Origin of the sequence: Undibacterium sp. Ren11W (genome assembly GCF_049340485.1) — a bacterium.
In the GTDB taxonomy this organism is placed as follows: domain Bacteria; phylum Pseudomonadota; class Gammaproteobacteria; order Burkholderiales; family Burkholderiaceae_D; genus Undibacterium.
In genome coordinates this window covers 1-22,472 of sequence record NZ_JBMPPB010000005.1, presented here as the reverse complement: position 1 = coordinate 22,472, position 22,472 = coordinate 1, and the positions used below count along the sequence as shown (strand labels likewise).

21 protein-coding genes and 3 pseudogenes are annotated in these 22,472 nt (G+C 47.7%); 5 read left to right on the top strand and 19 right to left on the bottom strand.

The window, feature by feature from the left end; genetic code table 11:
• Positions 1 to 147: 147 nt before the first annotated feature.
• Entirely contained in the window at positions 148 to 816 is a 669-nt protein-coding gene (can, locus tag ACO0K8_RS12575) for a carbonate dehydratase (RefSeq protein WP_422946999.1), read from the top strand.
• Positions 817 to 1,288: 472 nt separating this feature from the next.
• Here the strand turns inward: can and ACO0K8_RS12570 are convergent.
• The 5 genes and pseudogenes from ACO0K8_RS12570 to ACO0K8_RS12550 all read right to left on the bottom strand — a co-directional run.
• Positions 1,289 to 1,430: pseudogene (locus tag ACO0K8_RS12570) on the bottom strand (IS3 family transposase); the annotation flags it as partial.
• Positions 1,431 to 1,681: 251 nt separating this feature from the next.
• Positions 1,682 to 2,005 carry a DUF2304 family protein gene (locus ACO0K8_RS12565; protein WP_422946998.1) on the bottom strand — a complete coding sequence of 108 codons (324 nt, stop codon included), beginning with the start codon at positions 2,003 to 2,005 and terminating at the stop codon, positions 1,682 to 1,684.
• Between the two features lie 4 nt (positions 2,006 to 2,009).
• On the bottom strand, positions 2,010 to 2,687 hold the full coding sequence (locus ACO0K8_RS12560) for a glycosyltransferase family 2 protein (RefSeq protein ID WP_422946997.1): 678 nt from the start codon (positions 2,685 to 2,687) through the stop codon (positions 2,010 to 2,012).
• On the bottom strand, positions 2,680 to 3,045 hold the full coding sequence (locus ACO0K8_RS12555; RefSeq protein ID WP_422946996.1) for an EamA family transporter: 366 nt from the start codon (positions 3,043 to 3,045) through the stop codon (positions 2,680 to 2,682). Before ACO0K8_RS12555 ends, ACO0K8_RS12560 begins: the two co-directional genes overlap by 8 nt.
• A gap of 10 nt (positions 3,046 to 3,055) precedes the next feature.
• Positions 3,056 to 4,870 carry a hypothetical protein gene (locus ACO0K8_RS12550; RefSeq protein WP_422946995.1) on the bottom strand — a complete coding sequence of 605 codons (1,815 nt, stop codon included), beginning with the start codon at positions 4,868 to 4,870 and terminating at the stop codon, positions 3,056 to 3,058.
• A gap of 191 nt (positions 4,871 to 5,061) precedes the next feature.
• On the opposite strand from ACO0K8_RS12550, the gene ACO0K8_RS12545 reads away from it, so the two are divergent.
• Complete coding sequence (locus ACO0K8_RS12545) at positions 5,062 to 5,598, top strand: hypothetical protein (RefSeq protein ID WP_422946994.1); 537 nt, start codon at positions 5,062 to 5,064, stop codon at positions 5,596 to 5,598.
• Between the two features lie 219 nt (positions 5,599 to 5,817).
• Here the strand turns inward: ACO0K8_RS12545 and ACO0K8_RS12540 are convergent, their stop codons facing one another.
• The 9 genes and pseudogenes from ACO0K8_RS12540 to hda form a co-directional block, all read right to left on the bottom strand.
• On the bottom strand, positions 5,818 to 8,193 hold the full coding sequence (locus ACO0K8_RS12540) for a hypothetical protein (protein WP_422946993.1): 2,376 nt from the start codon (positions 8,191 to 8,193) through the stop codon (positions 5,818 to 5,820).
• 487 nt (positions 8,194 to 8,680) lie between these two features.
• A pseudogene (locus tag ACO0K8_RS12535) lies at positions 8,681 to 9,277 on the bottom strand (ABC transporter ATP-binding protein); the annotation flags it as partial.
• Positions 9,278 to 9,354: 77 nt separating this feature from the next.
• The gene (locus ACO0K8_RS12530) at positions 9,355 to 10,062 is read right to left on the bottom strand and encodes an ABC transporter permease (protein ID WP_422946992.1); all 708 of its coding nucleotides are present in this window, start codon (positions 10,060 to 10,062) and stop codon (positions 9,355 to 9,357) included.
• Between the two features lie 64 nt (positions 10,063 to 10,126).
• Positions 10,127 to 10,939, bottom strand: a complete 813-nt coding sequence (gene panB, locus ACO0K8_RS12525) for a 3-methyl-2-oxobutanoate hydroxymethyltransferase (protein ID WP_422946991.1) — start codon at positions 10,937 to 10,939, stop codon at positions 10,127 to 10,129.
• Positions 10,940 to 11,071: 132 nt separating this feature from the next.
• The gene (locus ACO0K8_RS12520) at positions 11,072 to 11,419 is read right to left on the bottom strand and encodes a DMT family protein (RefSeq protein ID WP_422946990.1); all 348 of its coding nucleotides are present in this window, start codon (positions 11,417 to 11,419) and stop codon (positions 11,072 to 11,074) included.
• Between the two features lie 112 nt (positions 11,420 to 11,531).
• On the bottom strand, positions 11,532 to 12,020 hold the full coding sequence (gene folK, locus ACO0K8_RS12515; RefSeq protein ID WP_422946989.1) for a 2-amino-4-hydroxy-6-hydroxymethyldihydropteridine diphosphokinase: 489 nt from the start codon (positions 12,018 to 12,020) through the stop codon (positions 11,532 to 11,534).
• On the bottom strand, positions 12,013 to 13,377 hold the full coding sequence (pcnB, locus tag ACO0K8_RS12510; RefSeq protein ID WP_422946988.1) for a polynucleotide adenylyltransferase PcnB: 1,365 nt from the start codon (positions 13,375 to 13,377) through the stop codon (positions 12,013 to 12,015). Before pcnB ends, folK begins: the two co-directional genes overlap by 8 nt.
• Positions 13,374 to 14,051, bottom strand: coding sequence for an HAD family hydrolase (locus ACO0K8_RS12505; protein ID WP_422946987.1), 678 nt, complete (start codon positions 14,049 to 14,051; stop codon positions 13,374 to 13,376). Before ACO0K8_RS12505 ends, pcnB begins: the two co-directional genes overlap by 4 nt.
• Positions 14,052 to 14,142: 91 nt before the next feature.
• Positions 14,143 to 14,877 (bottom strand): DnaA regulatory inactivator Hda, encoded by a 735-nt coding sequence (gene hda / locus ACO0K8_RS12500; protein WP_422946986.1) that lies wholly within the window; start codon positions 14,875 to 14,877, stop codon positions 14,143 to 14,145.
• Between the two features lie 256 nt (positions 14,878 to 15,133).
• On the opposite strand from hda, the gene purM reads away from it, so the two are divergent.
• Positions 15,134 to 16,201 carry a phosphoribosylformylglycinamidine cyclo-ligase gene (purM, locus tag ACO0K8_RS12495; protein WP_422946985.1) on the top strand — a complete coding sequence of 356 codons (1,068 nt, stop codon included), beginning with the start codon at positions 15,134 to 15,136 and terminating at the stop codon, positions 16,199 to 16,201.
• A 138-nt stretch (positions 16,202 to 16,339) separates the two neighbouring features.
• Here the strand turns inward: purM and ACO0K8_RS12490 are convergent, their stop codons facing one another.
• Both ACO0K8_RS12490 and waaF read right to left on the bottom strand, forming a co-directional pair.
• Positions 16,340 to 16,879: a peroxiredoxin family protein gene (locus tag ACO0K8_RS12490; protein WP_422946984.1), complete on the bottom strand. Its 540-nt coding sequence runs from the start codon at positions 16,877 to 16,879 to the stop codon at positions 16,340 to 16,342.
• 235 nt (positions 16,880 to 17,114) lie between these two features.
• Entirely contained in the window at positions 17,115 to 18,203 is a 1,089-nt protein-coding gene (gene waaF, locus ACO0K8_RS12485) for a lipopolysaccharide heptosyltransferase II (RefSeq protein ID WP_422946983.1), read from the bottom strand.
• Between the two features lie 241 nt (positions 18,204 to 18,444).
• On the opposite strand from waaF, the gene ACO0K8_RS12480 reads away from it, so the two are divergent.
• Positions 18,445 to 19,524: a DUF535 family protein gene (locus ACO0K8_RS12480; protein ID WP_422946982.1), complete on the top strand. Its 1,080-nt coding sequence runs from the start codon at positions 18,445 to 18,447 to the stop codon at positions 19,522 to 19,524.
• A 64-nt stretch (positions 19,525 to 19,588) separates the two neighbouring features.
• On the opposite strand, the gene ACO0K8_RS12475 is transcribed toward ACO0K8_RS12480, so the two are convergent.
• Complete coding sequence (locus ACO0K8_RS12475) at positions 19,589 to 19,966, bottom strand: hypothetical protein (RefSeq protein WP_422946981.1); 378 nt, start codon at positions 19,964 to 19,966, stop codon at positions 19,589 to 19,591.
• Positions 19,966 to 21,519, bottom strand: a complete 1,554-nt coding sequence (locus ACO0K8_RS12470; protein WP_422946980.1) for a S41 family peptidase — start codon at positions 21,517 to 21,519, stop codon at positions 19,966 to 19,968. The genes ACO0K8_RS12475 and ACO0K8_RS12470 overlap by 1 nt, the downstream gene beginning before the upstream one ends.
• A 169-nt stretch (positions 21,520 to 21,688) precedes the next feature.
• Between ACO0K8_RS12470 and ACO0K8_RS12465 the strand changes: the two genes are divergently transcribed.
• On the top strand, positions 21,689 to 22,240 hold the full coding sequence (locus tag ACO0K8_RS12465; protein ID WP_422946979.1) for a DNA-3-methyladenine glycosylase I: 552 nt from the start codon (positions 21,689 to 21,691) through the stop codon (positions 22,238 to 22,240).
• A gap of 76 nt (positions 22,241 to 22,316) precedes the next feature.
• On the opposite strand, the pseudogene ACO0K8_RS12460 reads toward ACO0K8_RS12465, so the two are convergent.
• Positions 22,317 to 22,472, bottom strand: a pseudogene (locus tag ACO0K8_RS12460) (IS30 family transposase); the annotation flags it as partial.

The window sequence follows — 22,472 nt, the reverse complement described above, 5'->3', positions numbered from 1 at the left end:
TTACGCCAACACTTCTTCAAGCGATTAATCCAGCGCACTAACATATTAGCGTCAGCCATTTTTGTACGCCCGCTCTGCTGTAGTGCAGCATAAGACAGGCATACAGGTTAGAATCACGCCTGTTGAAAATACTAGAGGACGAACACCATGACTTTACCTAGCAGCAGCGGTCTTACACCTCAGCAATTATTTGAAAACAACAGAAAATGGGCCGCGGCGATTAGCGCCAAAGATGCCGATTTTTTCAAAAAACTCGCCTCACAGCAAAGTCCCGAATACTTATGGATAGGCTGCTCCGACAGTCGCGTTCCAGCCAATGAACTACTGGGTTTGTTGCCGGGCGAATTATTCGTCCACAGAAATATCGCCAACGTGGTGGTGCATTCTGATCTCAATTGTCTATCGGTTTTGCAATTTGCGATTGATGTCTTGCGCGTCAAGCACATCATCGTCTGCGGTCACTATGGCTGCTCGGGCGTACACGCCGCGATGACAGGTCGCCGCGTGGGCTTGGCCGACAATTGGCTGCGCCACGTGCAGGATGTGCATCAGAAACATGAACGTTATCTGGGCGAGGTCTTGACGATGAAAGAACGCTCGGACCGTCTATGCGAACTCAATGTGATAGAACAAGTAGTTAACCTGTCGCAGACGACCATCGTGCAAGACGCCTGGGAACGTGGGCAAGAATTGACCGTACATGGCTGGGTCTACGGCCTGCAAGATGGTTTATTGAGTGAACTGGGCATGTCTATCAGTTCGCCAGCCATGCTGGCCCCGCATCTGGAACGCAGCCTGGCGCGGTATCAAGACTAACTAGCCGGCTAACGGGGCGCGCATAAGCCCGGTAGCTTGGCGGTATTTTTGCTTGTTGTTGCCTGGTCTAATTTTTTACTTCTTTTGTAGTCGTGCGATTGCTGGCCGGTGGTAGACCGGCGAAGTGTATTCGCATGGCGACAGCACGATACAGTCTGTCGCAGAAGAACTCAATATAAAATTACAAATGCTCAAGATTTGGATGAAAAGAAAAATGTAAAGTGGTCCCGTCTGTCCAGACAAATATCGACTTAGTACCTTTTCAGCGGCAGTTGCACAGCGGTGTCTCGGTTTTGCTTCTGCTGTTGACTCCAGCTTTATGATCGAGCAATCCTCTGTGGAGTGTGTCCTATACTTTTTTTGAGCCAGTCCAACTCAATATTGAGCTGGCCAATCTTGGTGTACAAGCGATCTGGGGCATTCTGCATACTGGCTGGTTTCGGCCCTCGTTTAGCATCAAACAAACTACCCGCGCTTTCCAACAACTCTTTTTTCCACAAACTAACATAGGTCGGGTGGACTCCATGCTCTTGAGCGATCTGATTGTCTGTCTTTAAACCTTTGATCGCCTCAATCGCCACCTTGGCTTTTTCCGCTCCACTAAAATCTTGCACTTACTTTCACTCATGTCCTGCATTCCTCTTTTTGACAGGCACTAGCTTAAACTGTTGTCCGGATTTGTGGATCCAATATACAGCTTCGAATACATAGAAATCTTTTAAAATCGAACCCATCAGCATTCAACTATTAGTCGCCAATTCAATGCATTGATTCATCGATCGATGGACGAATATTAAAATAACATTCAGCTGATGGAAAACGAAATATCAAGGGAACCTCAAAAATGACAAAAAAATTTGAGTTTTTATTCAGATGTTTTTTTATAAGCTTCTTTTATCGCAATATATCTAGCCAACTCAGTAAGATTGTCGCTTAGTTTTTTTATTGTAACGCCCATAAAGACAAAAACTATTAATCCAGCCATAACAAAAAAATATAACAAGAGATCGGATCCACGACCAACACCAAGTTGATTCGCAAGACTAGTTGCGTAATCTGGATTTAGAACGAAAAATATAGCAAATATTGATGAAATAATTAAAAAACCCGGAAAAAAACGTACTCTACCCCGTTGAACAAATGCAAAAAGCATTAAAAATAAAAAAAATAGTAACAAAAAATAGCGCATTTAATTAACCGTGTAATTTAGAGAAAAAATGATCCAACAATATCGAGATAGAGTTAGAAAGTCGCTGTCCTTTGGCTATTGAATACTCTGTATAAACAATCGTTACCGGACATTCTGCGTAGGTAAGTTTGTGTTTTCCTATCAAATCAATGATTTCCGAGGCATGGGACATTCTATTTTGTTTAATTTTAATGACCTTTGCAGCTTTATTACTAAGCATACGAAGTCCATTATGCGCATCAGTTAATTTTACTCCGCTAACAATATTGGTAAAAAAAGTTGCACACTTCAAAAAAAATCTTTTAAATTTTGATATACCGATAGCATTACCAAGAAATCTCGAACCCAGAACAACATCAAGATTTTGGGAAACAATAAGTTCATACATTTTCAATACATCTTCTACCCGATGCTGACCATCGGCATCGTAGGTTGAAATATACATCGCGCCCTGACTCAATGCGAAGGAAATTCCTGTTTGCAGTGCAGCCCCTTGACCCAAATTAATCGGATGCTTTATATACCATGTACTAGTCGATTTGATTTGTTCAGCGGTATCGTCACTAGAACCGTCATCAATAACAACGATGTTACTAAATGTCTGCAGAGCCTCTTCCAATACTGCTCTAATGACTGATCCTTCATTGTATGCTGCTACAACTAACCATATATTGTCATTCACTAAATTCTCCAGCTAAACCTAAAAAAACTACACCCAATAAAATAAGTACTATGCCTGACATTTGAATTATTTTTAATTTTTCATCCCAGATCACATAACCAGCAAACACAACTATTGCAATTGACATTGCAACAAATGGATACGCATAAGACAATGAAATTTTTCTTAATAACCATATCCAATATATTGTTAATACCCCATAAAGTGAGATCGCCGCATAAAATTTGAAAGATTTCATTAAGGAAAGAAAAAGGTCCATTAAACTATTTCCATGCAAACTCAACGCAACACTTTTAAATAAAATTTGGCCAAGAACCATTCCTAAAACATATATCGACAAATAAATAAAATTAGACACATTATCCTCTTTACTCAACAAATACCGCAGAGCAATTCGCTCCATTTTCTTTATCAACCCTATAAATCACACCACCGATTTTATCAAAGGCCATTCTGTATTTAATCCAAAATTGACTCTCAATTTCATCAATATAAAGAAAATCGACAGAACATATTGCTTGTTCAAATAAATAAAGTTTTGATGGATCGACATCCGTGTTTCTTAAATTCCCATTTTGATAAAAATTTAAGCCTGCAGGATAAGGCAGAACCTTGTATGGCATTACTTTCATCCTAAAAACATAATACATTAATGAATTTTTATCACTATTGATGTACCAGATTGCCCCATTTTTTTGAGCTCCAAAAACAGCTTTTATTTTTGACGCTTTCATTGAAAATTCGGTATTAAGTGACGATGATGTTCTTTTTTTTACCGGAAATATGTCTGAAATGGGGAGCGCAATTTGTCTTGATGCGAAGACAACTAACAATAAACTTATCCACAGTTGAAACTCAGACGCAGTTTCCATCCACGTTCGCAGTTGAATTGCGAATAATGGAAAAATCAAAACACATAAATATCTGGAAAATGAGTACGGATCGGCTCCCCAAGGAGTTCCCGCTCGTATAAGACTAAGAAATATTAAATATGCTACTAGTATCAACGAAGAAAAAATAAAAACGACTAATGATTCTTTTTTATTTTTTGCAAATATTAAAAATATGACGGAAATACAAAATACAAAAAGTAAAAGTTGCCACAAAGAAAAATCGAAGATAACCTTAAGGAGAACTGGCTTTGGACGAAATAAACTCGTGTGCGGAAATTTATTTTGCATGACACCAATTACATTTTCGATGACTTTAGAAAATACGGAATATTGACCGTTAAAAAGTTCATTGAAATCAATAACTTTTATCGCTAACCCATAGTAATTAACATAAATAGACCACGACAAAAAACTAACGCCGACTACTAACATCAATATTAAACCGTGCTTAAATAACTTCCCTAAATTGCAAGATTGAGAAGTTTTCAACTTATAGAGATACAGCACGATTATAAATGCAGAAAAAATTAGCCCGACATGTTTGGTAATTACTATTGTCGTTACCAGTATACATATTGAAAATATATCATTATGCGTTGGAGTGATTTTTTCCAACAAAATACTTAGAGTTAATAAAATTAGAAGAGATTGAATCGTATCTACATATAGAGTCAGAACAAGCGATTGGAAGAAAAAAACATACGCAAAAAAACAAGCAAGTACTTTGATCCAATTTTTTCGGTTTGCCCATTCGTTTGAAAGGCCTCCAAAAATAGAAAAAACTAAAATCCAATTCAAAAAATATGGCCCTGAGGACGAATCTTCGAGGTTAAATTGAACAGCTAAATGTCGCCATAGTGATAAGCCTGGTACATAATCAGGAAATAACAATAAATTAGCGTCCGTATGCAATTCTCGATTGACTTTAAGAAATTCAATTTGTGCTCCCCAATGAGAATATTCATCCCAAGCACAATAATCACTTCCCCATGACGCAATATACGAAAGTAAAAAAATCCCTAAAAATAGATAAAATCTGCCAACGAGAAAATTATATTTTTGTGGTTTTTTGTAGTACGACAAAACAAAAATAACGAATCCTAATATTCCAATATATTGAATTAATTGAGTACTAAATATCAATAAGTGAAACAAACTAAAACTATATAAAATTATAGTAATTAAACAAAATGAGACCGGCAAATCATAATTATTCTTTGACCCACGAAGGATTGAAAAAAAACAAGAACAACCAAATAGAACAAAAAATAGATAGATATAACCAGTCATGCTGAATTTCTCGGGCAGAAAAAAAATGAGGGGATGTGCACGTTAATAGAACAAAGAATGTTGCTTTATTGACTACTTAGGTGCTGCGTAAATTTCGCGACTTAAGATGTAGTTGGCAAAATGATAATTTCATTTTTATTTGCAATATTGTAATCGGTTCCTTAGGGGCATGACAAGAATGTTTCAATTTTGTGTTAATCGATTCGTTGGCTCAAGTATCGCCAGCGGCAATTCAAGTACCCTACCCAAATAGTCTCAACATCAAGTCTCGTTTCAGCACGTGCGATAAACTCTCCGTTTTTGATCAGTGCACGCTCGTTGGAAATGGCTCGGCGTATATCGTTAAGTGGATCCGACTGACCAGACAAATGTCTTGCGCGCTCTTCCCATCCGCTCCTTTATTTAGCCGAATTTGGCCGACTCTGTTTAGTCTGGGTAGCACTGACATCTACGATACTGATGTTTCCTGCCGTGATGTAGAGCTTCCTGCTGTTGAGTTGATCGTTGAATTCTTTGAGCAGCATTTCCCAGAAATCGGAGAAACAATAAATCATGCGTCATTTGCTTTTCTAGTTACGGGTCAGAGCGTGCGTACCATGACGGTAATGCAGAGCTTTGAACATTATCAGTGGCGACCGGGCTATTTATCCTCTGGCTTTACTGTGAATTCCATTCAATGGTACATGCAGATCAACGAGTCCGGTGAGGGCTTTGTGCTCTACAACTAAGGAGGTCACCAAGACTACGTTGTTTGATGCTTTTTCACCTAGTGATTATTACCTCTTAGTCAATTAAGCTGATGCGAAGGCTGCACTTAAAGCAACACCTTGCTCTTTTTTATCGTGCAAAGGTTGCAAGTTAACGCTAAACGTGCTGAGTTCAACCCAATACCGAACTTCAGTCTTTATGATGTAAGCAATTTTTCTATTCACCTTTATATTGGCAGTTCAACTTTTTTGTGTAATTCTCAATACACCCTTTCTGGTGGAGACGTACAACACATTGTTGACATCAATAGCAAGTCCCGTAACACCACCACGACTACCCATAAGACTTTCTAATGAAATACCTTGCGATGAATCCTTTCCAACTATGGTTGTCACTAATCCTGCTGGATTAATCTTGCGGATCGTGTTGGAATCGACAACATACAAATTCCCCGAGCTATCTATAGTTAAGGCAGTCAGTGACTGGAAGCGAGCATCGGCACCAAGTCCGTCCACAATGATAGGATTCCCACCCGTGATTTGCGGTTTACCGGCCAAGGTAGTCACTAACCCTGTTGAACTAATCTTACGAATTGTACATTTCTTTGTATCAGTCAAATACACATTCCCGACTGCGTCGACCGCGATGCCATTGATAGAGTCGAAACGAGCGTCAGCACCTTGACCATCTGAATAGCCCTCTAAACCAGGACTTCCAGCGAGCGTCTTTACTAAGCCCAATGGACTAATTGTACGAATTGTTTGATTTCCGTCAGCCACATACACATTTCCCGCCGCATCAACGGCGATATCGCCAGGGTAAGAAAATGTCGCGGCAGTACCGAGGCCGTCGGCAGCACCCCAAACGCCTAAGTTTCCGGCCATTGTCGTTACTAAACCGGTTGAACTAATTTTCAGAACCCTATGATTAAGATTATCAGTGACATAAGCATTATTGCCCACGTCCATTGCTAATTTGCAACTAAAATCGCAATATCTGAAGAACCCGAAGTAAAGATATTCATTAAGTTTTAGACTCAAGTTATTCACTGGCGTCGTTACCTGTCCCATTGAATTAATCTTACGTAAACTTCTATTTTCTGCGTCGATCACGTATACATTACCTGCAACATCTGCGGTTATATCTCCTAGATAACCAAAACTAGCCTTAATCCCAACGCCATCGGCCGAACCGGAATTCAAAATACTCCCCGCGAGAATAGATACCGCCAATCCATCAGTGCTGATTTTACGGATAATATGATTTTCTTGATCTGTTACTAAAATATTGCCTGCTTTATCAATAGCAATGCCAAAAGAAACTCGCAAATCTCCACTTACTAATAAGGTTGTTACCTGTCCATTAGGACTTATTTTGCGGAGACTATCGATTTTAGAGGTGGGATAACGATCCATTATAGAGGAGGGAAGACGATCTATTACATAGACATTTCCCATTGCGTCAGCTACCAAACAAATTGGTGCAAAAAACTTAGCAGCAGTTCCACGTCCATCGAGCATTCCTACGCTATGAGGACTACCAGCGAATACCGTTACCATCCCATCAGAGCTAATTTTTCGGATAGTTGCATTCCCAGAATCGACCACATACAGATTTCCCGCTGCATCCGCGGCGATACCTGTAGGACGGTCAAAACGAGCTTCCGTACCGCGACCGTCAGTCGAACCCGCAACACCGGAGCTTCCGGCAAAGGTCGTAACCTGGCCGTTAAGGCTAATCTTACGGATCGTATGTTTATTGGTATCGGTTACATAAACATTTCCCGTTGGATCAACTGCCACTCCTGTAGGATCACCAATTAGAGCCTGAGCGATGTTTCCGTCACGCGAATCATCTGATCCATTTTTTCCAGTCACAGTTGTCACTAAGCCTGCCGGGCTAATCTTGCGAATAGATCGGTCGTTATTATCAGTTACATAAACATTACCAGCAGCGTCTACGGTTAAGCCCACAGGTCTGGAAAAGCTGGAAAGAGCACCAAGCCCGTCGTTTGCACCATCAAGCAAAGGGTTTCCTGCAAACGTAGTCACTAAACCGACCGCACTAATTTTGCGAATGGTTCTGTTACCGGTATCAGCGATATAGGTATTTCCCAGCCGATCGACAGCCACCGCTGTAGGGTAAGAAAAACTTGCAGAGCGACCTGGACCATCTACATTCCCTTCTCCAGCGACCGAGCCGGCAAATATGGAAATCGCCGCCGTTGTTATTTTTACGTCATTGCTGATTGCGGTACCTTTCGAATTGCGTACCAATACGCTCCAGCGACTGCTGGTATCGGACATCAATGTTTCCGTTAGCATATAGCTGGCAGTGGTTGCCCCGTTTATGTCAACACCATCTCGCTTCCATTGATAGCTCAAAGGTGCATCACCACTTGCCACTACTGAGAAAGTTGTGGTCGAACCGATCGAATTAAGAATCTGATTTGTTGGCTGTGTAACAATGACTGGCGCATTACTTAGGGGCGCGGGAGGAACGACAGGATTGGCGTCCGATGAGCCGCCACCACAAGCACTAATGAAGCACGCAGCAGTCAATGTCAGAATAATCCAGAGAATCCGCGAGTTCAGATTATGGCGATTGATTTTCAAAACGGCTCCATGCTTTAGAATGATTTAGTAATATAATTATAACAGAAAGGCGATTTTTATTATCAACAATACACCCCACCCAAAGAAAGAGGTAATATCGTTCGTCAAGGCTTCTTTTTAGAATCCGTACGGCATAACGTAGGGGTCTGATTTAATGGTCCGTTCATAATGTCGACTGGGCAGCTCTTCATAAAGTAGGGAGACTAAACGTGGCCGCAAACACTGGTATTTGCGATATGAACGTGTCACACTGCGGCTCAATGCAATTCATATTGAATCACGTGGAAGGTGCATGAACCCGATTTCAGTCGGTTCACATTTGACTGCTAAGCGCGTTTTTGCCAGTTTCAGCCGAATGAGGCCGTACGCGCTCAGCACTCGCCCAGAGCTCCTGATAGGCCACATTTCCCCCGATCCTGATGGCAATAAGATCTGCGTCTGCTGCCATGATGCCGAAGCTGAACTTTAGAATTTAGCGGTTTAGAATTTAACGATTTTCCAATTTGCCGTCGCGCAGCTTGAGTCTGTGCACACCCGGTAAGGCGATCAGGTCTCTGTCGTGGCAGACCATGATGACGCTGCTACCTTCTTTGATTAAATCCGGTATCAAGGCAATCACTTGCTCGCGCGCTTCGCCGTCGAGGTTCGAGGTCGGCTCGTCGAGTAGCAATAGAGCCGGATGCAGCACTTTGGCTCTGGCCAGCGCGACTCTTTGCTTCTCGCCACCAGACAAAGTAGTCGCCAGCTGGTCGCGCAGATGTGCGATGCCGGCCCAAGCCAGCGCTTGTTGCAAGGCGATTTTTTGTTGCGCTAGCGGGATGCCGCGCAGCTTCAAGCCATACAGGATATTGCCAGCTACCGTATCGGCAAACATGATGGGGTGCTGATGCACATAGACTATGCTGTCGCGCAAGACCCGCGGGTAGGCCGCCCAGTCTATCGCCGCACCGCGGAACTGCGCCTGCGCTATCTGCGCTTGATCGAGGCCACTGAGTATGCGTAACAAGGTGCTTTTGCCAGCGCCATTGATGCCGGTCAGTACATAGGCGCTCTGGGTTTCTATCGTCAGGCTAGCTATGTCGAGCAGCCATTCACGCGCCGGGCTCTGTTGCGATTGCGTGCCGCAGGGCTTACGCAGGCCTTGTAGCTGTAGCAGTATGCTCATCGCTGCCGCCCATATTGAGGTGTATCGCCTTGCAGGAATAATAGTGCGGCGTTGAGCAGTAGCGCCAGCGCAATTAAGACGACACCTAATGCGATGCCCTGAGCGAATTCACCCTTGCTGGTTTCTAGTGCGATGGCGGTGGTGATGGTGCGGGTCTGGCCGGCGATATTCCCGCCTACCATCATGGCGCAACCGACTTCAGAAATGACACGCCCAAAGCCATAAATCAAAGCAGCCATGACGCCAAAGCGCACTTCGTGCATGACCGTGAACATCACTTGCCAGCGTCTCGCACCTAAGGTAATAGCGGTCTCGGCCAGACGTGGATCGGCCGCCTGCACCGCACTTAAAGTGAGCGCGGTCAACACCGGCAAGGCGATCAAAGCTTGGCCGAAGATGATGCCCGACTGAGAAAATAACCAGTGCAAGGAGCCGAAAGCGCCCTGACGGCTGAGCAGCAAATACAGCAGCAAGCCTATCAAGACGGTGGGTAGCGAGAGCGCTGCCTGCACCAGCCAGATCAGCACCCGGCGTCCGCGAAACTGCGAGCTGGCAATCAAATAACCCGCCAGCACCGCAGGTACAGTCGCCAGCGCCAGGCCGAGCACGGAGGTCTTGAGCGAGACCCAGACGATTTGCCACAGCTCTGGGTCACCAGAAAATAGCAAAGCAAAGGCATCCACCACCGCTGCAGAGATACTCATAGGCTAATCATAGATGACTCATAGCTGGCTCAAGAGAAAGCCAAGGCAAGATGAATAATCAAGCTCAGAAGCAATGTTCTGGAGCCGGAAAGCTGCGCTCTTTCACCGCCGCAACATAGGCCAGCACAGCAGCATCAATACTGCTATGCCCTTCCATGAAATTTTTCACAAACTTGGCTTTGCGACCGGGGAACACGCCCAGTAAATCGTGCATGACCAGCACTTGGCCCGAGCAATCCAGGCCAGCACCTATGCCTATGGTGGGAATGAACAGCAGCTCAGTGACTTCTTTACCTAGCGCTGAGGGTATCGCTTCCAGCACCAGCAAACTGGCACCGGCGGCCTGCAAGATCAGCGCATCTTTTTTGAGTAACTCTGCTGCTTCGGCAGTTTTGCCCTGCACCTTATAGCCACCTAGTTGGTGTACCGATTGCGGCGTCAGGCCCAGATGGGCACACACCGGTATCGCCCGCTCGGTCAAAAACTGCACGGTAGGCGCAAGCCAGGCACCACCTTCCAGCTTGACCATCTGGGCACCGGCTTGTATCAAAGTTACTGCGTTATTAAAGGCCGCTTCTGGCGTGCCGTAACTGCCAAACGGCATATCGGCGACCAGCAAGGCGCTCTTATTGCCGCGTGCCACACTCGCCGTATGGTAGGCAATCTCGGCTACCGTCACCGGCAAGGTCGAGCTATGTCCCTGGCTGACCATACCCAGTGAATCGCCGACCAGCAGGATCTCTACCCCGCATCTATCCATCAAGGCAGCGAAGCTGGCATCGTAGCAAGTGAGCATAGTGATCTTGTCGCCCTGCTGACGCTGAGCGATCAACGCGGGTAAGGTTACTGCTTTACGATCTTGTAAATATTCAGCCACAATTTTCTCCACAATTTCTACAATTAAGAATGAGCTGCGCGGCTTTTATTTTCTCTACGCAGGAAAACGTCTCCGGATTACACTAGCTTGCTCTGCACTTGGCACCTAATTTTTCGCCTCACTGAGCGCATTTTAACTTCTAAAAATGAAATACACCGCTGCGATCAGGCACAAACCGGCCCAAACATAATCTAGTTTAAACGGTTGATCCATGTACAACATCGCAAACGGCACGAAGACTAACAGGGTCAATGCCTCTTGTAAAATTTTAAGTTGCGCCAGACTGTATTGAGTGTAACCGATACGATTGGCCGGTACTTGCAACAGATATTCAAACAACGCAATGCCCCAGCTGATCAGCGCGGCGATCCACCAGGCCTTGCCGGAAAGATTTTTCAGATGTCCGTACCAGGCCACGGTCATGAACACATTGGACAGTATCAAGAGGCCGGTAGTTTGCAGAATAATTGGGATTTGCATGGGAGTATCTTGATCAGATCGTCGTTTGCGCATATAGCATGCGCGATTCTGCTGGAAAAATAGTCATACTGGGTAGGAGTATCAGGTAAATTTAAGCCAGAACCTAGACTAATCAAGCCAGCTTACGGATCGCCTGAGCCGCTACGCCGGGCGCAAATTGATGCGCCTCCCCTTTACCCGGTATGCAAATAAAAGGATCTAGCTGCAACAAGGGCAGCAACACAAAAGCACGTTCCGTCATGCGCGGATGCGGCACCGTCAACTCTTCAGTGTGTATGCTTTGATCGGCATACAACAGTAGATCCAGATCCAGAGTACGTGGCGCATTGCGGTACGGACGTTCGCGCCCAAACGCCAGTTCCAGCTCTTGCAAGGCGCGCAGCAAATCGAGTGCGCTCAGCGCTGTGCTCAGCTCGACTACCGCATTCACATAATCGTCACCTAGTGCATCAACCGGCGCACTCAAGAACAAACTCGATTGCGCCCGCAATGCGGTGCCAGGCAATTGCGCCAGACGCTGTATCGCTTGCTGCACGCTCGCCTGCGCATCGCCCAGATTGGCGCCTATGCCTATGAATGCGGCGACTTGCATCTTACTCATCAGCAGCAACAGCCGCGCGTGGCTTACTGCTTGGAGCGCGGCGTGGTTTGCGTTTTTTGCCCGCGCTAGCAGCCGCTTTCGGTTTAGCAGTGAGTAATTCCTCACGTGCGACTTCATCACCATTGATAAAGGCGGTCCACCACTCACCGACTTCGGTTTCGACTTCGCCAGAAGCACAGCGCAGTAACAGGAAATCATAACCGGCCCGCAGGCGCGTGTTTTCTAATAATTTATATGGTGTTTTACCGACGCGTTTTTCAAAGCGAGGCTGCATAGCCCAGATGTCGCGCATGTCCGAGCCTATCTTGCGTTGCAGCGCCAGCGCATCGGTTTGGGCATTGAGCACATCGTCGGCTGCCAGATGCAGTGCCGGTATCGAGAACTCACCGGCAGCGATATACGCATTCCATTTTTCCAAGACCTGATGCCACAGCAAAGAGGCAAACAAGAAACCAGGCGAGACTGGCTTGCCTTGCTGTATGCGCTCATCGGTGCTGGCCAAAGCCAGAGTGACGAACTTCTCGCCCATAGGTTGTTCCAACACCACGTCGAGCAAGGGCATCAAGCCATGATGCAAACCGGCTTTGCGTAATTGCTGCAGACATGCCATCGCGTGGCCGCTCATCAATAATTTAAGCATCTCATCAAACACGCGCGCGCTAGGGACGTTATTGATCAAGGGTGCCATCACCGCGATCGGCGCGCTGGTGGCCGCATCGATAGTAAATTGCAGTTTTGCGGCAAAGCGCACCACGCGCAGCATGCGTACCGGATCTTCGCGATAACGCGCTTCTGGCACGCCGATGATGCGTAAGGTTTTTTTGCGGATATCGGCAATCCCGCCGTGATAATCGAGCACAGTCTGGCTGGCCGGATCGTAGTACATGGCGTTGATGGTGAAATCGCGTCTGACCGCATCTTCATGCTGCTCGCCGAAGGTATTGTCGCGCAACACGCGGCCATGCTCATCCTTGGGCGCAGCTTCGGTAGCGGGGCCACGGAAGGTGGTGACCTCGAGTAAATCCTGACCGAACATCACATGCACGATCTGAAACCTACGCCCGATGATGAAGGCGCGCCGGAATAAACGCTTAACTTGCTCAGGGGTGGCATTGGTTGCGATATCGAAATCCTTGGGTTTCACACCCAATAATAAATCGCGCACCGCGCCGCCGACCACAAAGGCCTTAAAACCGTTTTCCTGCAGCGTCGAAGTGACCCGTATCGCATTTGACGATAGCAATTTGGGATCGATACCGTGTTCTTTGGCCGTCAGCACCTTAGGCTTGCGATTGCCAGCGGACTCATCTGCCGGCGTCTTTACGCCGAGTATTTTGCGTATAAATTTTTTAATCATTGCTCGTTAAATAAGTGAAGAGTAGGCCAGCCCTGCATTTGGGCATGGGCGCTGAGTAGAGCATTGGGATTGGTGGCGACCGGGTGCGTGACGATAGACAACAGCGGAATATCATTTTGCGAATCGCTATAAAAATAGCTGACCGGAAAATCGCTGAGCTGCTTGCCCTGCCCCGCCAACCAGGTTTGCAGATGGTGCACCTTGCCAGCACCTGAGGTCGGCACGCCTAATAGTTTGCCGGTAATTTTACCGTCAGCATCACGTTCAGGTTCGGCCGCAATCAGATGATCTACCCCAAAAGCGGCTGCAATCGGCGCGGTCACGAAACGATTGGTGGCGGTAATGATAACGATCAGGTCGCCCTGATCCTGATGTTTTTCTATCAGCTCTAGAGCGCTAGGCAAGAGTGCAGGCTTGATCACTTCTTGCATAAACTTGGCATGCCACTCATCGAGTTGCGCCCTTGGAAATTGCGCCAGCGTGCCGAGCGCAAACTCCAGATATTCAACAGGATCGAGCGTGCCGGCCTGATACTGGGCAAAAAAATCTGCATTGCGACGGGCAAAGACTTCCGCATCGACCGCACCTATGCGCGTCAAAAACTGCCCCCATTCGTAATCCGAATCGATGGGGATTAAGGTGTGATCAAGATCGAATAAAGCGATATTGCGCATGAAATTTCAATCCAGGTAAGTCAAACTAAATAAGTCAAACTAAGTAAATCAAGCTAAGGAAATCAAACTAAATAAACTCGTAAGTTCGTAATCAATCTTCAGTGTTCGGTTCAGCATTTGTTTCAGCGCTCAGGGTTTGCTGCTGATGCTGCTGCTGATATAGCTGATTGAGTACTTCGCGCAGCAAAGGCAGAGTAATCGGGCGCTTGATCTCTAAAGAATAGTGATCCAGCTGATCAAGCATCTCGGTCAGTGAGCTCATATCACGCCGATAATGGGTAATCAGATAGGGTAACACGCCAGGCGAAATTGTTATACCGCGCGCTTGCGCAGAGCGTTCCAAGGCATCAATTTTATCCTCGTCGGTCAACTCATGCACCTGATAAATCAAGCCCCAGCCGAAGCGGGTACGCAAGTCTTCGCGCACATTGAGTATCATCGGAGGATGATTACCTGCCGCCACCAAAAAACCGCCATGCGCCCGGATCTCGTTAAACAGCGCAAAAGCATCGATCTGCGCCGCAGCCGAGAGCCGCTCGCAATCATCGAGCAGATACAGGGTAATCGCGGGATCATGCACAAACGCGCTTTCCGGCGCATCCGGCGCGATATAGCGCGCGTTTTTGCTCTCGGCCAGCGCATGCAGCAAATGCGTCTTGCCGGCACCGGCGCTACCCCATAAATACACAAAGCGTTCGCCATACTGACTGCCAGTACGGGCAAAAAATAGACTCAGTAGTTGTGCCAGTTCCGCATTCTGCCCAACCACAAAGGTCTCTAGGGATGGCGGTTGCTCCGCATCCAAATCTAATAGCATTTGCCTCATGACTAAATAAAAAGTCCCCACAAATTTAGCCAACGCTGTTCGCAGCGCGGCCAATAAATATAAAATAAGCTAGAAAATAGGACGTAAGATCTTTTCATCACGCCGCATCAATTCGCGCCCCCAAGCAAAGCAAATCAGAGAAAAACCTAAAAACTAGGTGAATCCTGAGTCGATTTGTTAAAATAGCGGTTTTGCTGGTCTATTTTCTGGCAATTCCGCTATTTTACCGCCTCACGCCCCTCTACTGACGAAAATCATGAGTACTTCTACTTCGGCTACTACGCCTGCAACTACCGCTGTCTCTCTTTCCTACGCCGACGCAGGTGTCGATATGGTAGCTGGCGATGCGCTAGTTGATGCCATTAAACCTTATGCCAAACGCACTATGCGCGAAGGCGTCATGGCCGGCATCGGTGGTTTCGGCGCCATGTTTGAAATCAGCAAAAAATACAAAGAACCAGTTTTGGTCTCAGGCACCGACGGTGTAGGCACTAAACTCAAACTGGCGTTTCACCTGAACCGTCACGACACGGTGGGTATCGATCTGGTCGCCATGAGCGTCAACGATATTCTGGTGCAAGGTGCAGAACCCCTGTTCTTCCTCGATTATTTCGCTTGCGGCAAACTCGATGTAGCGACTGCCACTGACGTCATCAAGGGCATTGCCTTTGGTTGCGAACAAGCTGGCTGCGCCTTAATTGGTGGTGAAACCGCTGAAATGCCTTCTATGTATCCTGAAGGCGAATACGATTTGGCCGGTTTTGCAGTCGGCGCAGTAGAAAAATCAAAAATTATCGACGGCAGCAAAATCGCACCCGGCGACGTCATCCTTGGTTTAGCCTCTTCCGGCATCCACTCGAATGGTTTCTCTTTGGTGCGCAAAATTATCGAGGTCGCAAAACCTGATCTGAACGCCGATTTCCATGGCCGCAGTCTGGCAGATGCCTTGATCGCCCCTACCCGTATCTACGTCAAGCCTTTGCTGGCTCTGATGGCTAGCCTGGAAGTCAAAGGCATGGCGCACATCACCGGTGGCGGTCTGGTCGAAAACGTACCGCGCGTATTGGGCGACAAATTGACTGCGATACTCAATAGCGCAGCCTGGGATATGCCGCCGCTGTTCAAATGGCTACAACAACATGGCGGCGTGGCAGATGCAGAAATGCACCGTGTCTTCAACTGCGGTATCGGCATGGTCGTGATCGTATCCGCCGACCTCGCTGAAGCGGCAATGGCGCAATTGACTGCCGCGGGCGAAACGGTCTACAACATCGGCAGCATCCGCGCCCGTGCCGGTGACGAGCATCAGACTCAAGTTATCTAAGAGTAAAACACATACCGGCAGGGAGTATCTCTGCCAAATAAGCAAAAAGCGCACGAATGACGTGCGCTTTTTTATTTTACAGAACGGAAATAAGGGGAGTATATGAAACGACTCCCTTATCCAGGCATCAAGCTGCCGTCAACTATCGAGCGATTCCCACAAGGTATCCCAGTCGTTCGGCAAGAAACTACCTTCACGCTTGAACACTAACTGATTCTTGGCATTAATCACAAAATGGGTGGGCTGACGTGTGATCACACCGAAATTATCTTTATGCTCCGGCGCATTGCGCCACACGGTAGGGAAGCGCTGCTGTTTCGGCACCGCTAGCGCGATCAACTTATTGTAGTCATCAAAATCTTTTTTCTCCTGGTCGATATTAATCGCCAGCAAAACAAAATTGCGCTTGGCATTGCCGACATAAAATTCACGCATTAATTTCAAATCGCGTGAACACAAGCTGCAACCGGCGGTAAAAAAACTGACTAAGACGGTTTTCCCTAGGTAATCGCTCAATTCGAGTTTTTTACCGTTGGCATCTAAGCCGTGCAGATTGAATTTTTGCGCCTCTTTTTGCGCCTCTTTTTGCGCTTCCTTGGTTTGCTGTGCCAATACAGGTAGACCCAGAAGGCTCGCGGAAGCGGCCATCGCTGCCAAAATAAATTCTCTTTTTTTCATTGTATAGTTTCAATCTTGAAGGAAAATCGGGCCGTTTTAATCCAACAAACAGAGACTTGGTAATTAAGTCGCGACTAATTCGCTACTTAATTTGCGACTAAATAAGTCCTTGCAGCATTAGCATCTTACACAAAAGTGCTAGTACCTGCCTGAGTTGATGTATGGAAGGCACATGCTAAGACCCGCGCCCTAGTGCAGAGTTCAAAATGCTTGTTTAAACCTGGGAATGAAGCTTTCAAGCCGCGAGCATAGGCTGCAATAATGTCCAGACATGGTCGCTGCTAATTTTTTGCATGCAGTCTTGATGCCTCAGCGGACACTCTCTTTGCTTGCATGGCCCACAAGCCAGATGCAGAGAAACAGATTTCGCAACATCGGAAAAAGGTGGTGCGTGCTCGGGGTCAGTCGGACCGTACAAGGCAATCACAGGTCGATTCAAGCCGGAAGCGACGTGCAATAGGCCGGAATCATTGCTCACCATCAGTGCTGCACCTGCGATCACAGCGATCGCCTGATCTAAACTGGTTTTACCGGCAAGGTTGATAAGGCCAGGACATAGGCTTAGAATTTCCTCGCATACCGCGACGTCTTTAGGTGAGCCCAACAAGACAACTTGCGCCTGTGGGTGCGCTAGTTTGATAGTCTGAGCCAGACGCGCAAAATGGCTGGCAGGCCAACGCTTGGCGGTGCCGAATTCTGCACCGGGAGCAAACACGATCAGCTTACTGCTACGCGTCAGTCCCAAGGATGCATATACCGTCTCGATTTGACTAGGCGCTACATACAACACCGGCCTGGGCAAGGCCAGCGCGGACTGGGTCTTGGGTGTCGCCGCTAGTGCTGCATAAAATTTAGTCATAGGCAATGGCGCGCGGCGATTATCGTGATGCATCACATTAATCAGACCATAGCGTGTTTCACCTTTATACCCGATGCGTTTTTTGATACCAGCTAACCAGGGCAATAAGGCATATTTCAAGGTATTCGGCAGCACGTAGACTTCGGTGTAAGAGCGATGGCGCAAAATCTGCGCATAACTTAAATACTCACGAAACTTGAAGGATCCATGTCTTAGCGAGCTCTCTATCACATGATCGACTTCGCTCATGGCACGCATCACAGGTGCAACCCAACTCGGTGCCAAGACATCGATCGCTCTGTGTGGATAATTTTGCTTTAACAATTGCAGCAAAGGCTGCGCCATGATGGCGTCGCCTATCCAATTAGGTGCGATCACCAGCATCCGCGAATTATGCGTAGAAACCATGCTGCCGCCGCTCGCGATTGCCACGGCATCATCTACAGAAAACATTGTGCGTTTCATCTCAACCCCGACCTGACTGCGCGTCGAAAAACAAGCTGTATTTTTTACAAATCACCATTATTTTTAGATCGAATGCGTTTAAAAAAATCCTGGAGGGCTTTAAGTAGAAACAATCGCGCCACTAAAATACAGTCAGTTACAAGACATGTACATTACGTTACAATCCACCAGCGAAAGCGATAGTACCAACTTTTATGTATTTTTGAAAATTATTTTTCTGTCTAGTCAACTCTCATTTCACATGCGTAAATTTTCCAGCGCTCGGAACTCCACCGACGCTTACAGCTTAGACAAGCACGAGCTGCAGACTCTGTCTTTACAACGCCAGCATCCACTGTCACTGTTTAAAACTTCTGAGCGTCGCCCGGTCAGTTTATATAATGGCGTCAATCAATCGCAGCGCGGACTATCTTACGTTCGGGAAGCGGTGAAACTTACGCTACGTGCTGTGTGCCGCTATCCGACTGCCAGTCGGTGGATAGCACTTTGGAATTCAAGCCCGTTTCACACTGAGCTGGCACTGGCCACTCCCAGCATCTTAAAAAAAATCTTTCGTCCCTACATGACGAGGCACCTCAGTTGCAGCGCAAGACTAGAAATGGTGCGTTCACATTACGCGCTCGTCACGCAGCAACAATTAGGCGACCGGGTCTTTGCTGCGGCAATCGCCCCAGTTCCGCTCAGCCAATTCACCGGAAAATCCGGCGCCAGCTATCAGTTAGAATTACTGGCAGTCACCACAATGGAACGTGAAGGTGAGCTAGTTTTGCAATTGCGTAATCGAGACCATGCGCGAGACCATGCGCGAGACCATGCGCAAGGCCATGCGCAAGATAGTGTTTTGTTCTCTGTTGCCTTCACATTTTTCTCGCGTGCTGGAACTAGCGGCGTTGCCATAGGCTGCCTGCAAGGTGGCCGCGAGCCGAATAGTCTGGAACAGATACGTGTGGCCACCAAGGATATGTATGGCTTGCGCCCCAAGACGCTATTGGTAAGATTGGTACAGCAATTGGGCTTGCAACTACAGTGCGAGGATCTGCTACTGGTTGGGAATGAAAATCGTGTAGTAACTCAGCCGCTAAAAAAAGGCAAGGTGTTTGCCGATTACGACGCGACCTGGCAAGAGCTGCAAGCCGAGCAGCGCCCAGATGGCGACTTCCGCCTAGCCTGTGTGGCGTTGGCAGAGCCCGATCTGGTATCGATACCATCACATAAGCGATCCGAGGCAAAAAAACGCTTTGCCTTACTTTCTAGCATTTCACAATCTACCTGCGAGAGCTTCTTCGCTCAGGGTCCAGCCCAGGATTCTTTCCCTAAGTAGCGATCGCCTAATGTCATTTTAGGCAGGTGCTGCAAGCGCAGCTTTTTACGCGCTAGGTAGCAAACTACTCTGCCACGCACTTGGCCTGCTTGAGCTGCACTTCTTGCGCCTTGTTCTCATAGATTAACCAGCATTGCTGAGCGCGGATTTGTAGTTTGAAGATATGTGGCATCTCGACTACCCGCCCCTGCAGCATTTGAGCGTTAGCATCGTAACGCGGCGTACGCGCATAAGAAAACTGGCTGCTCTCTATCAGGGTATTCTCAGCCAACTCGACGCTGGCGAGGCCTAAAAATTTGGCGCTTACTTGCTGCAATTCTTGCCGCGCAGCCTGATCTGGTACCAGCAGACGCGCCGCCTTTGCTGGTGCCGGAGCGACTGCCTGACAAGCGCCGAGCACACTGCAAAAGAATAGAAATAAACTACATTGAGCTTGGCGCATCACAATCTCCCACGGCCATAAATGGCGATTTCTTTCACTGCTGGCCGCACCAGGCGTAGATTCTGCGGCGCAAAGCCAGCCTGTAAATTGACACCGACACTGGCCGCCGGACATATTTTACTGTCGCGATAGCTCAAGGCTGCCGCCAATTGGCCTTCGGCCGGATCACCGAGCGCACGGCTGAAGTCATCGGCGACATTGCAGGTGGCGGCAATCCCATCGGCGTAATCGCCAAATCCCTTATTATTTACACCCTTAAACTGGATCGCGAAATACGTAGTGCCGCAGTTGGGGGTAGGATAAAAACCATAGGGCTTGCCGCAAGTCTGGCCGCCTATCAGAGTAACTGCGACATCGATCCCTTGTAAGCCATTGATGATGGCTTCACTGGCCGAGCAGGTACCCGCGCTGGTAAGTATGGTGACGCGCTTCAAGCCCAGATAGGGCAGAGCTGCATCTTTAGGTGCCGAAAAACCGACAGCATTCGCAATAAAAGGGGTGGCCGGGTCGGGCCTGATTTTATCGTTGTACTGCGCCTGTTCAAATACTTTACCAGCAGTGGCATCTGGTCCGGCGATCATGTAAGCGAGTTCACTAGCGATATACAGCAAACCGCCGCCGTTATACCGCACATCGAGCACCAGATCATTAACGCCAGCCGTTTTCAACTGGGTCATCGCGTCCACCAGCTGCAGTTCCGAAACCGCATTATGATCGTTAAAAGTCAGGTAGCCGACTGTACCGCTAGCGGTCGCGATCGTCTTGACGTTTTGCACCGGAGTGGCCGCTACATTGGCCGCAACTAAAACAGCCGAGATCGTACTGCCGTTACGGTTAAAAACGAAAGTATGTGACTCGCCGGTTTTTTCCGGAAACAAGGCATTATTAAATACTGTAATAGCTGCAGTCTCGCTGCTATTGAGGAAATCCAGGGTATCGATCGTCGTCAATTGATCGCCACGTCGCAAACCGGCTTTATCTGCCGGTGAGCCAGGTTCAACGATAGCGATCACACGTTTGCGCGGCAAGCTGGCCCCGGGACTACGCGACCAGGTCAATCCATAGCCGAGCTCTACCCCTTGCTGAGAAATAGCACCCCATTCCGCACTAGGATAGGTAAAGTGAAACTGGTCTTTGGCTTTGCCGGACGGGGTCAACGCGAAAGTTTTCAAGACATCAAAGTAGGCGATAGGGTTGGTATAACTATCTGGATTTATATTCCCCGGCACTTCCCGATACCACAGATAAGTTTCATCTATCCACGAACGCAGCCATTGTTTTTCGGTTGCCAGCGAACCCTGCTTATCCGGATAAGGCAGATTATTATTGAAAGGGTCGGTGCCTGTCCTCGGTACCTGGCACAGATTTTCCAGCGTGCTCGCCGCTGGCAGCACCGTCACTGCTGATGGCGGCGCAGTCGTCCCGCTGCTGCCATTACAGACTTCGGCGCTACCGCCGCACTGTCCGGCATTGCCACCACCGCCACCGCAAGCGGTCAAAATACTAGCGATGAGAGGAAGCGCTGCGGTGGCGATGAGGCGGAATTTTTTCATGATAAGTGTCGCTTTTAAGTGTAATACAAATAACAGCGCCATGATGACAGACGATAAGAATCTGTCAACGTTTTTATTTTCGGCACTGACCCGCAGAGGGCCGTGCGCAGCGCGCAGAAAATTCTGGGCGCGATGCTAAAATAGCTTATCCACATTTTAGGAACGCACAATGCCAGTCACTCGCTGCACCTGGGCTAATTCAGCCAATCCTCTTTACCTTGCGTATCACGACGACGAATGGGGCGTGCCTTGCCACGATGAGCTGCGCTTGTTCGAGATGCTGAACTTAGAAGGCGCGCAGGCCGGATTGAGTTGGGAAACCATACTCAATAAACGCGCCAATTATCGTGCTGCGTTTGATAATTGGGACGCAAAAAAAATCGCCGCCTACGATGCCGCCAAGGTCGCAGAGTTATTGGGTAACGCCGGCATCGTGCGCAATCGTCTGAAGGTCGCGGCCGCCATCACGAATGCGCAAGCTTACCTGCGTCTCTGCGCAGAAGTCGGCGGTCTGGATGCCTATCTGTGGGCCTATGTGGGCGGCGTGCCTATAGCAAATCACGGTGAGCGCATCATCAAAACGGATTTATCCGACCGCATCTCGAAAGATCTGCTCAAACGCGGCTTCAAGTTTGTCGGCTCCACCATCATCTACGCGTACATGCAGGCGATAGGCATGGTGCAGGATCACGCTGATGACTGCGACTGGAAACAGCGCTGAGCCAACGCTAACAAATTTAAAAAATGATGCCGCCAGCGCGCATATCCCATGCGGTTTACAGGCCATGCATGCGATGTCAAGTTCGAATTGCGACAGGAGTAGGCGTGAGATTAAATAGTACTTCATGCGGAGTTCGGTAGCCTAAGGTTTTTCTAGGGCGATGATTCAGGCGATCTTCAATCTGTTGAATTTGCGCTGCCGAATATTTCATTAAGTTCGCTTTTTTGGGAAT

Excerpts from the sequence above, each read along its gene's own strand:
- hda (WP_422946986.1), bottom strand. The coding sequence starts at position 14,877 with ATGAGGCAAATGCTATTAGATTTGGATGCGGAGCAACCGCCATCCCTA.
- ACO0K8_RS12465 (WP_422946979.1), top strand. The coding sequence starts at position 21,689 with ATGCCAGTCACTCGCTGCACCTGGGCTAATTCAGCCAATCCTCTTTAC.
- ACO0K8_RS12565 (WP_422946998.1), bottom strand. The coding sequence starts at position 2,005 with ATGCGCTATTTTTTGTTACTATTTTTTTTATTTTTAATGCTTTTTGCA.
- pcnB (WP_422946988.1), bottom strand. The coding sequence starts at position 13,377 with ATGATTAAAAAATTTATACGCAAAATACTCGGCGTAAAGACGCCGGCA.
- ACO0K8_RS12505 (WP_422946987.1), bottom strand. The coding sequence starts at position 14,051 with ATGCGCAATATCGCTTTATTCGATCTTGATCACACCTTAATCCCCATC.
- ACO0K8_RS12470 (WP_422946980.1), bottom strand. The coding sequence starts at position 21,519 with ATGAAAAAATTCCGCCTCATCGCCACCGCAGCGCTTCCTCTCATCGCT.
- ACO0K8_RS12490 (WP_422946984.1), bottom strand. The coding sequence starts at position 16,879 with ATGAAAAAAAGAGAATTTATTTTGGCAGCGATGGCCGCTTCCGCGAGC.
- ACO0K8_RS12530 (WP_422946992.1), bottom strand. The coding sequence starts at position 10,062 with ATGAGTATCTCTGCAGCGGTGGTGGATGCCTTTGCTTTGCTATTTTCT.
- ACO0K8_RS12520 (WP_422946990.1), bottom strand. The coding sequence starts at position 11,419 with ATGCAAATCCCAATTATTCTGCAAACTACCGGCCTCTTGATACTGTCC.
- ACO0K8_RS12475 (WP_422946981.1), bottom strand. The coding sequence starts at position 19,966 with ATGCGCCAAGCTCAATGTAGTTTATTTCTATTCTTTTGCAGTGTGCTC.
- folK (WP_422946989.1), bottom strand. The coding sequence starts at position 12,020 with ATGAGTAAGATGCAAGTCGCCGCATTCATAGGCATAGGCGCCAATCTG.
- ACO0K8_RS12480 (WP_422946982.1), top strand. The coding sequence starts at position 18,445 with ATGCGTAAATTTTCCAGCGCTCGGAACTCCACCGACGCTTACAGCTTA.
- ACO0K8_RS12550 (WP_422946995.1), bottom strand. The coding sequence starts at position 4,870 with ATGACTGGTTATATCTATCTATTTTTTGTTCTATTTGGTTGTTCTTGT.
- waaF (WP_422946983.1), bottom strand. The coding sequence starts at position 18,203 with ATGAAACGCACAATGTTTTCTGTAGATGATGCCGTGGCAATCGCGAGC.
- purM (WP_422946985.1), top strand. The coding sequence starts at position 15,134 with ATGAGTACTTCTACTTCGGCTACTACGCCTGCAACTACCGCTGTCTCT.
- can (WP_422946999.1), top strand. The coding sequence starts at position 148 with ATGACTTTACCTAGCAGCAGCGGTCTTACACCTCAGCAATTATTTGAA.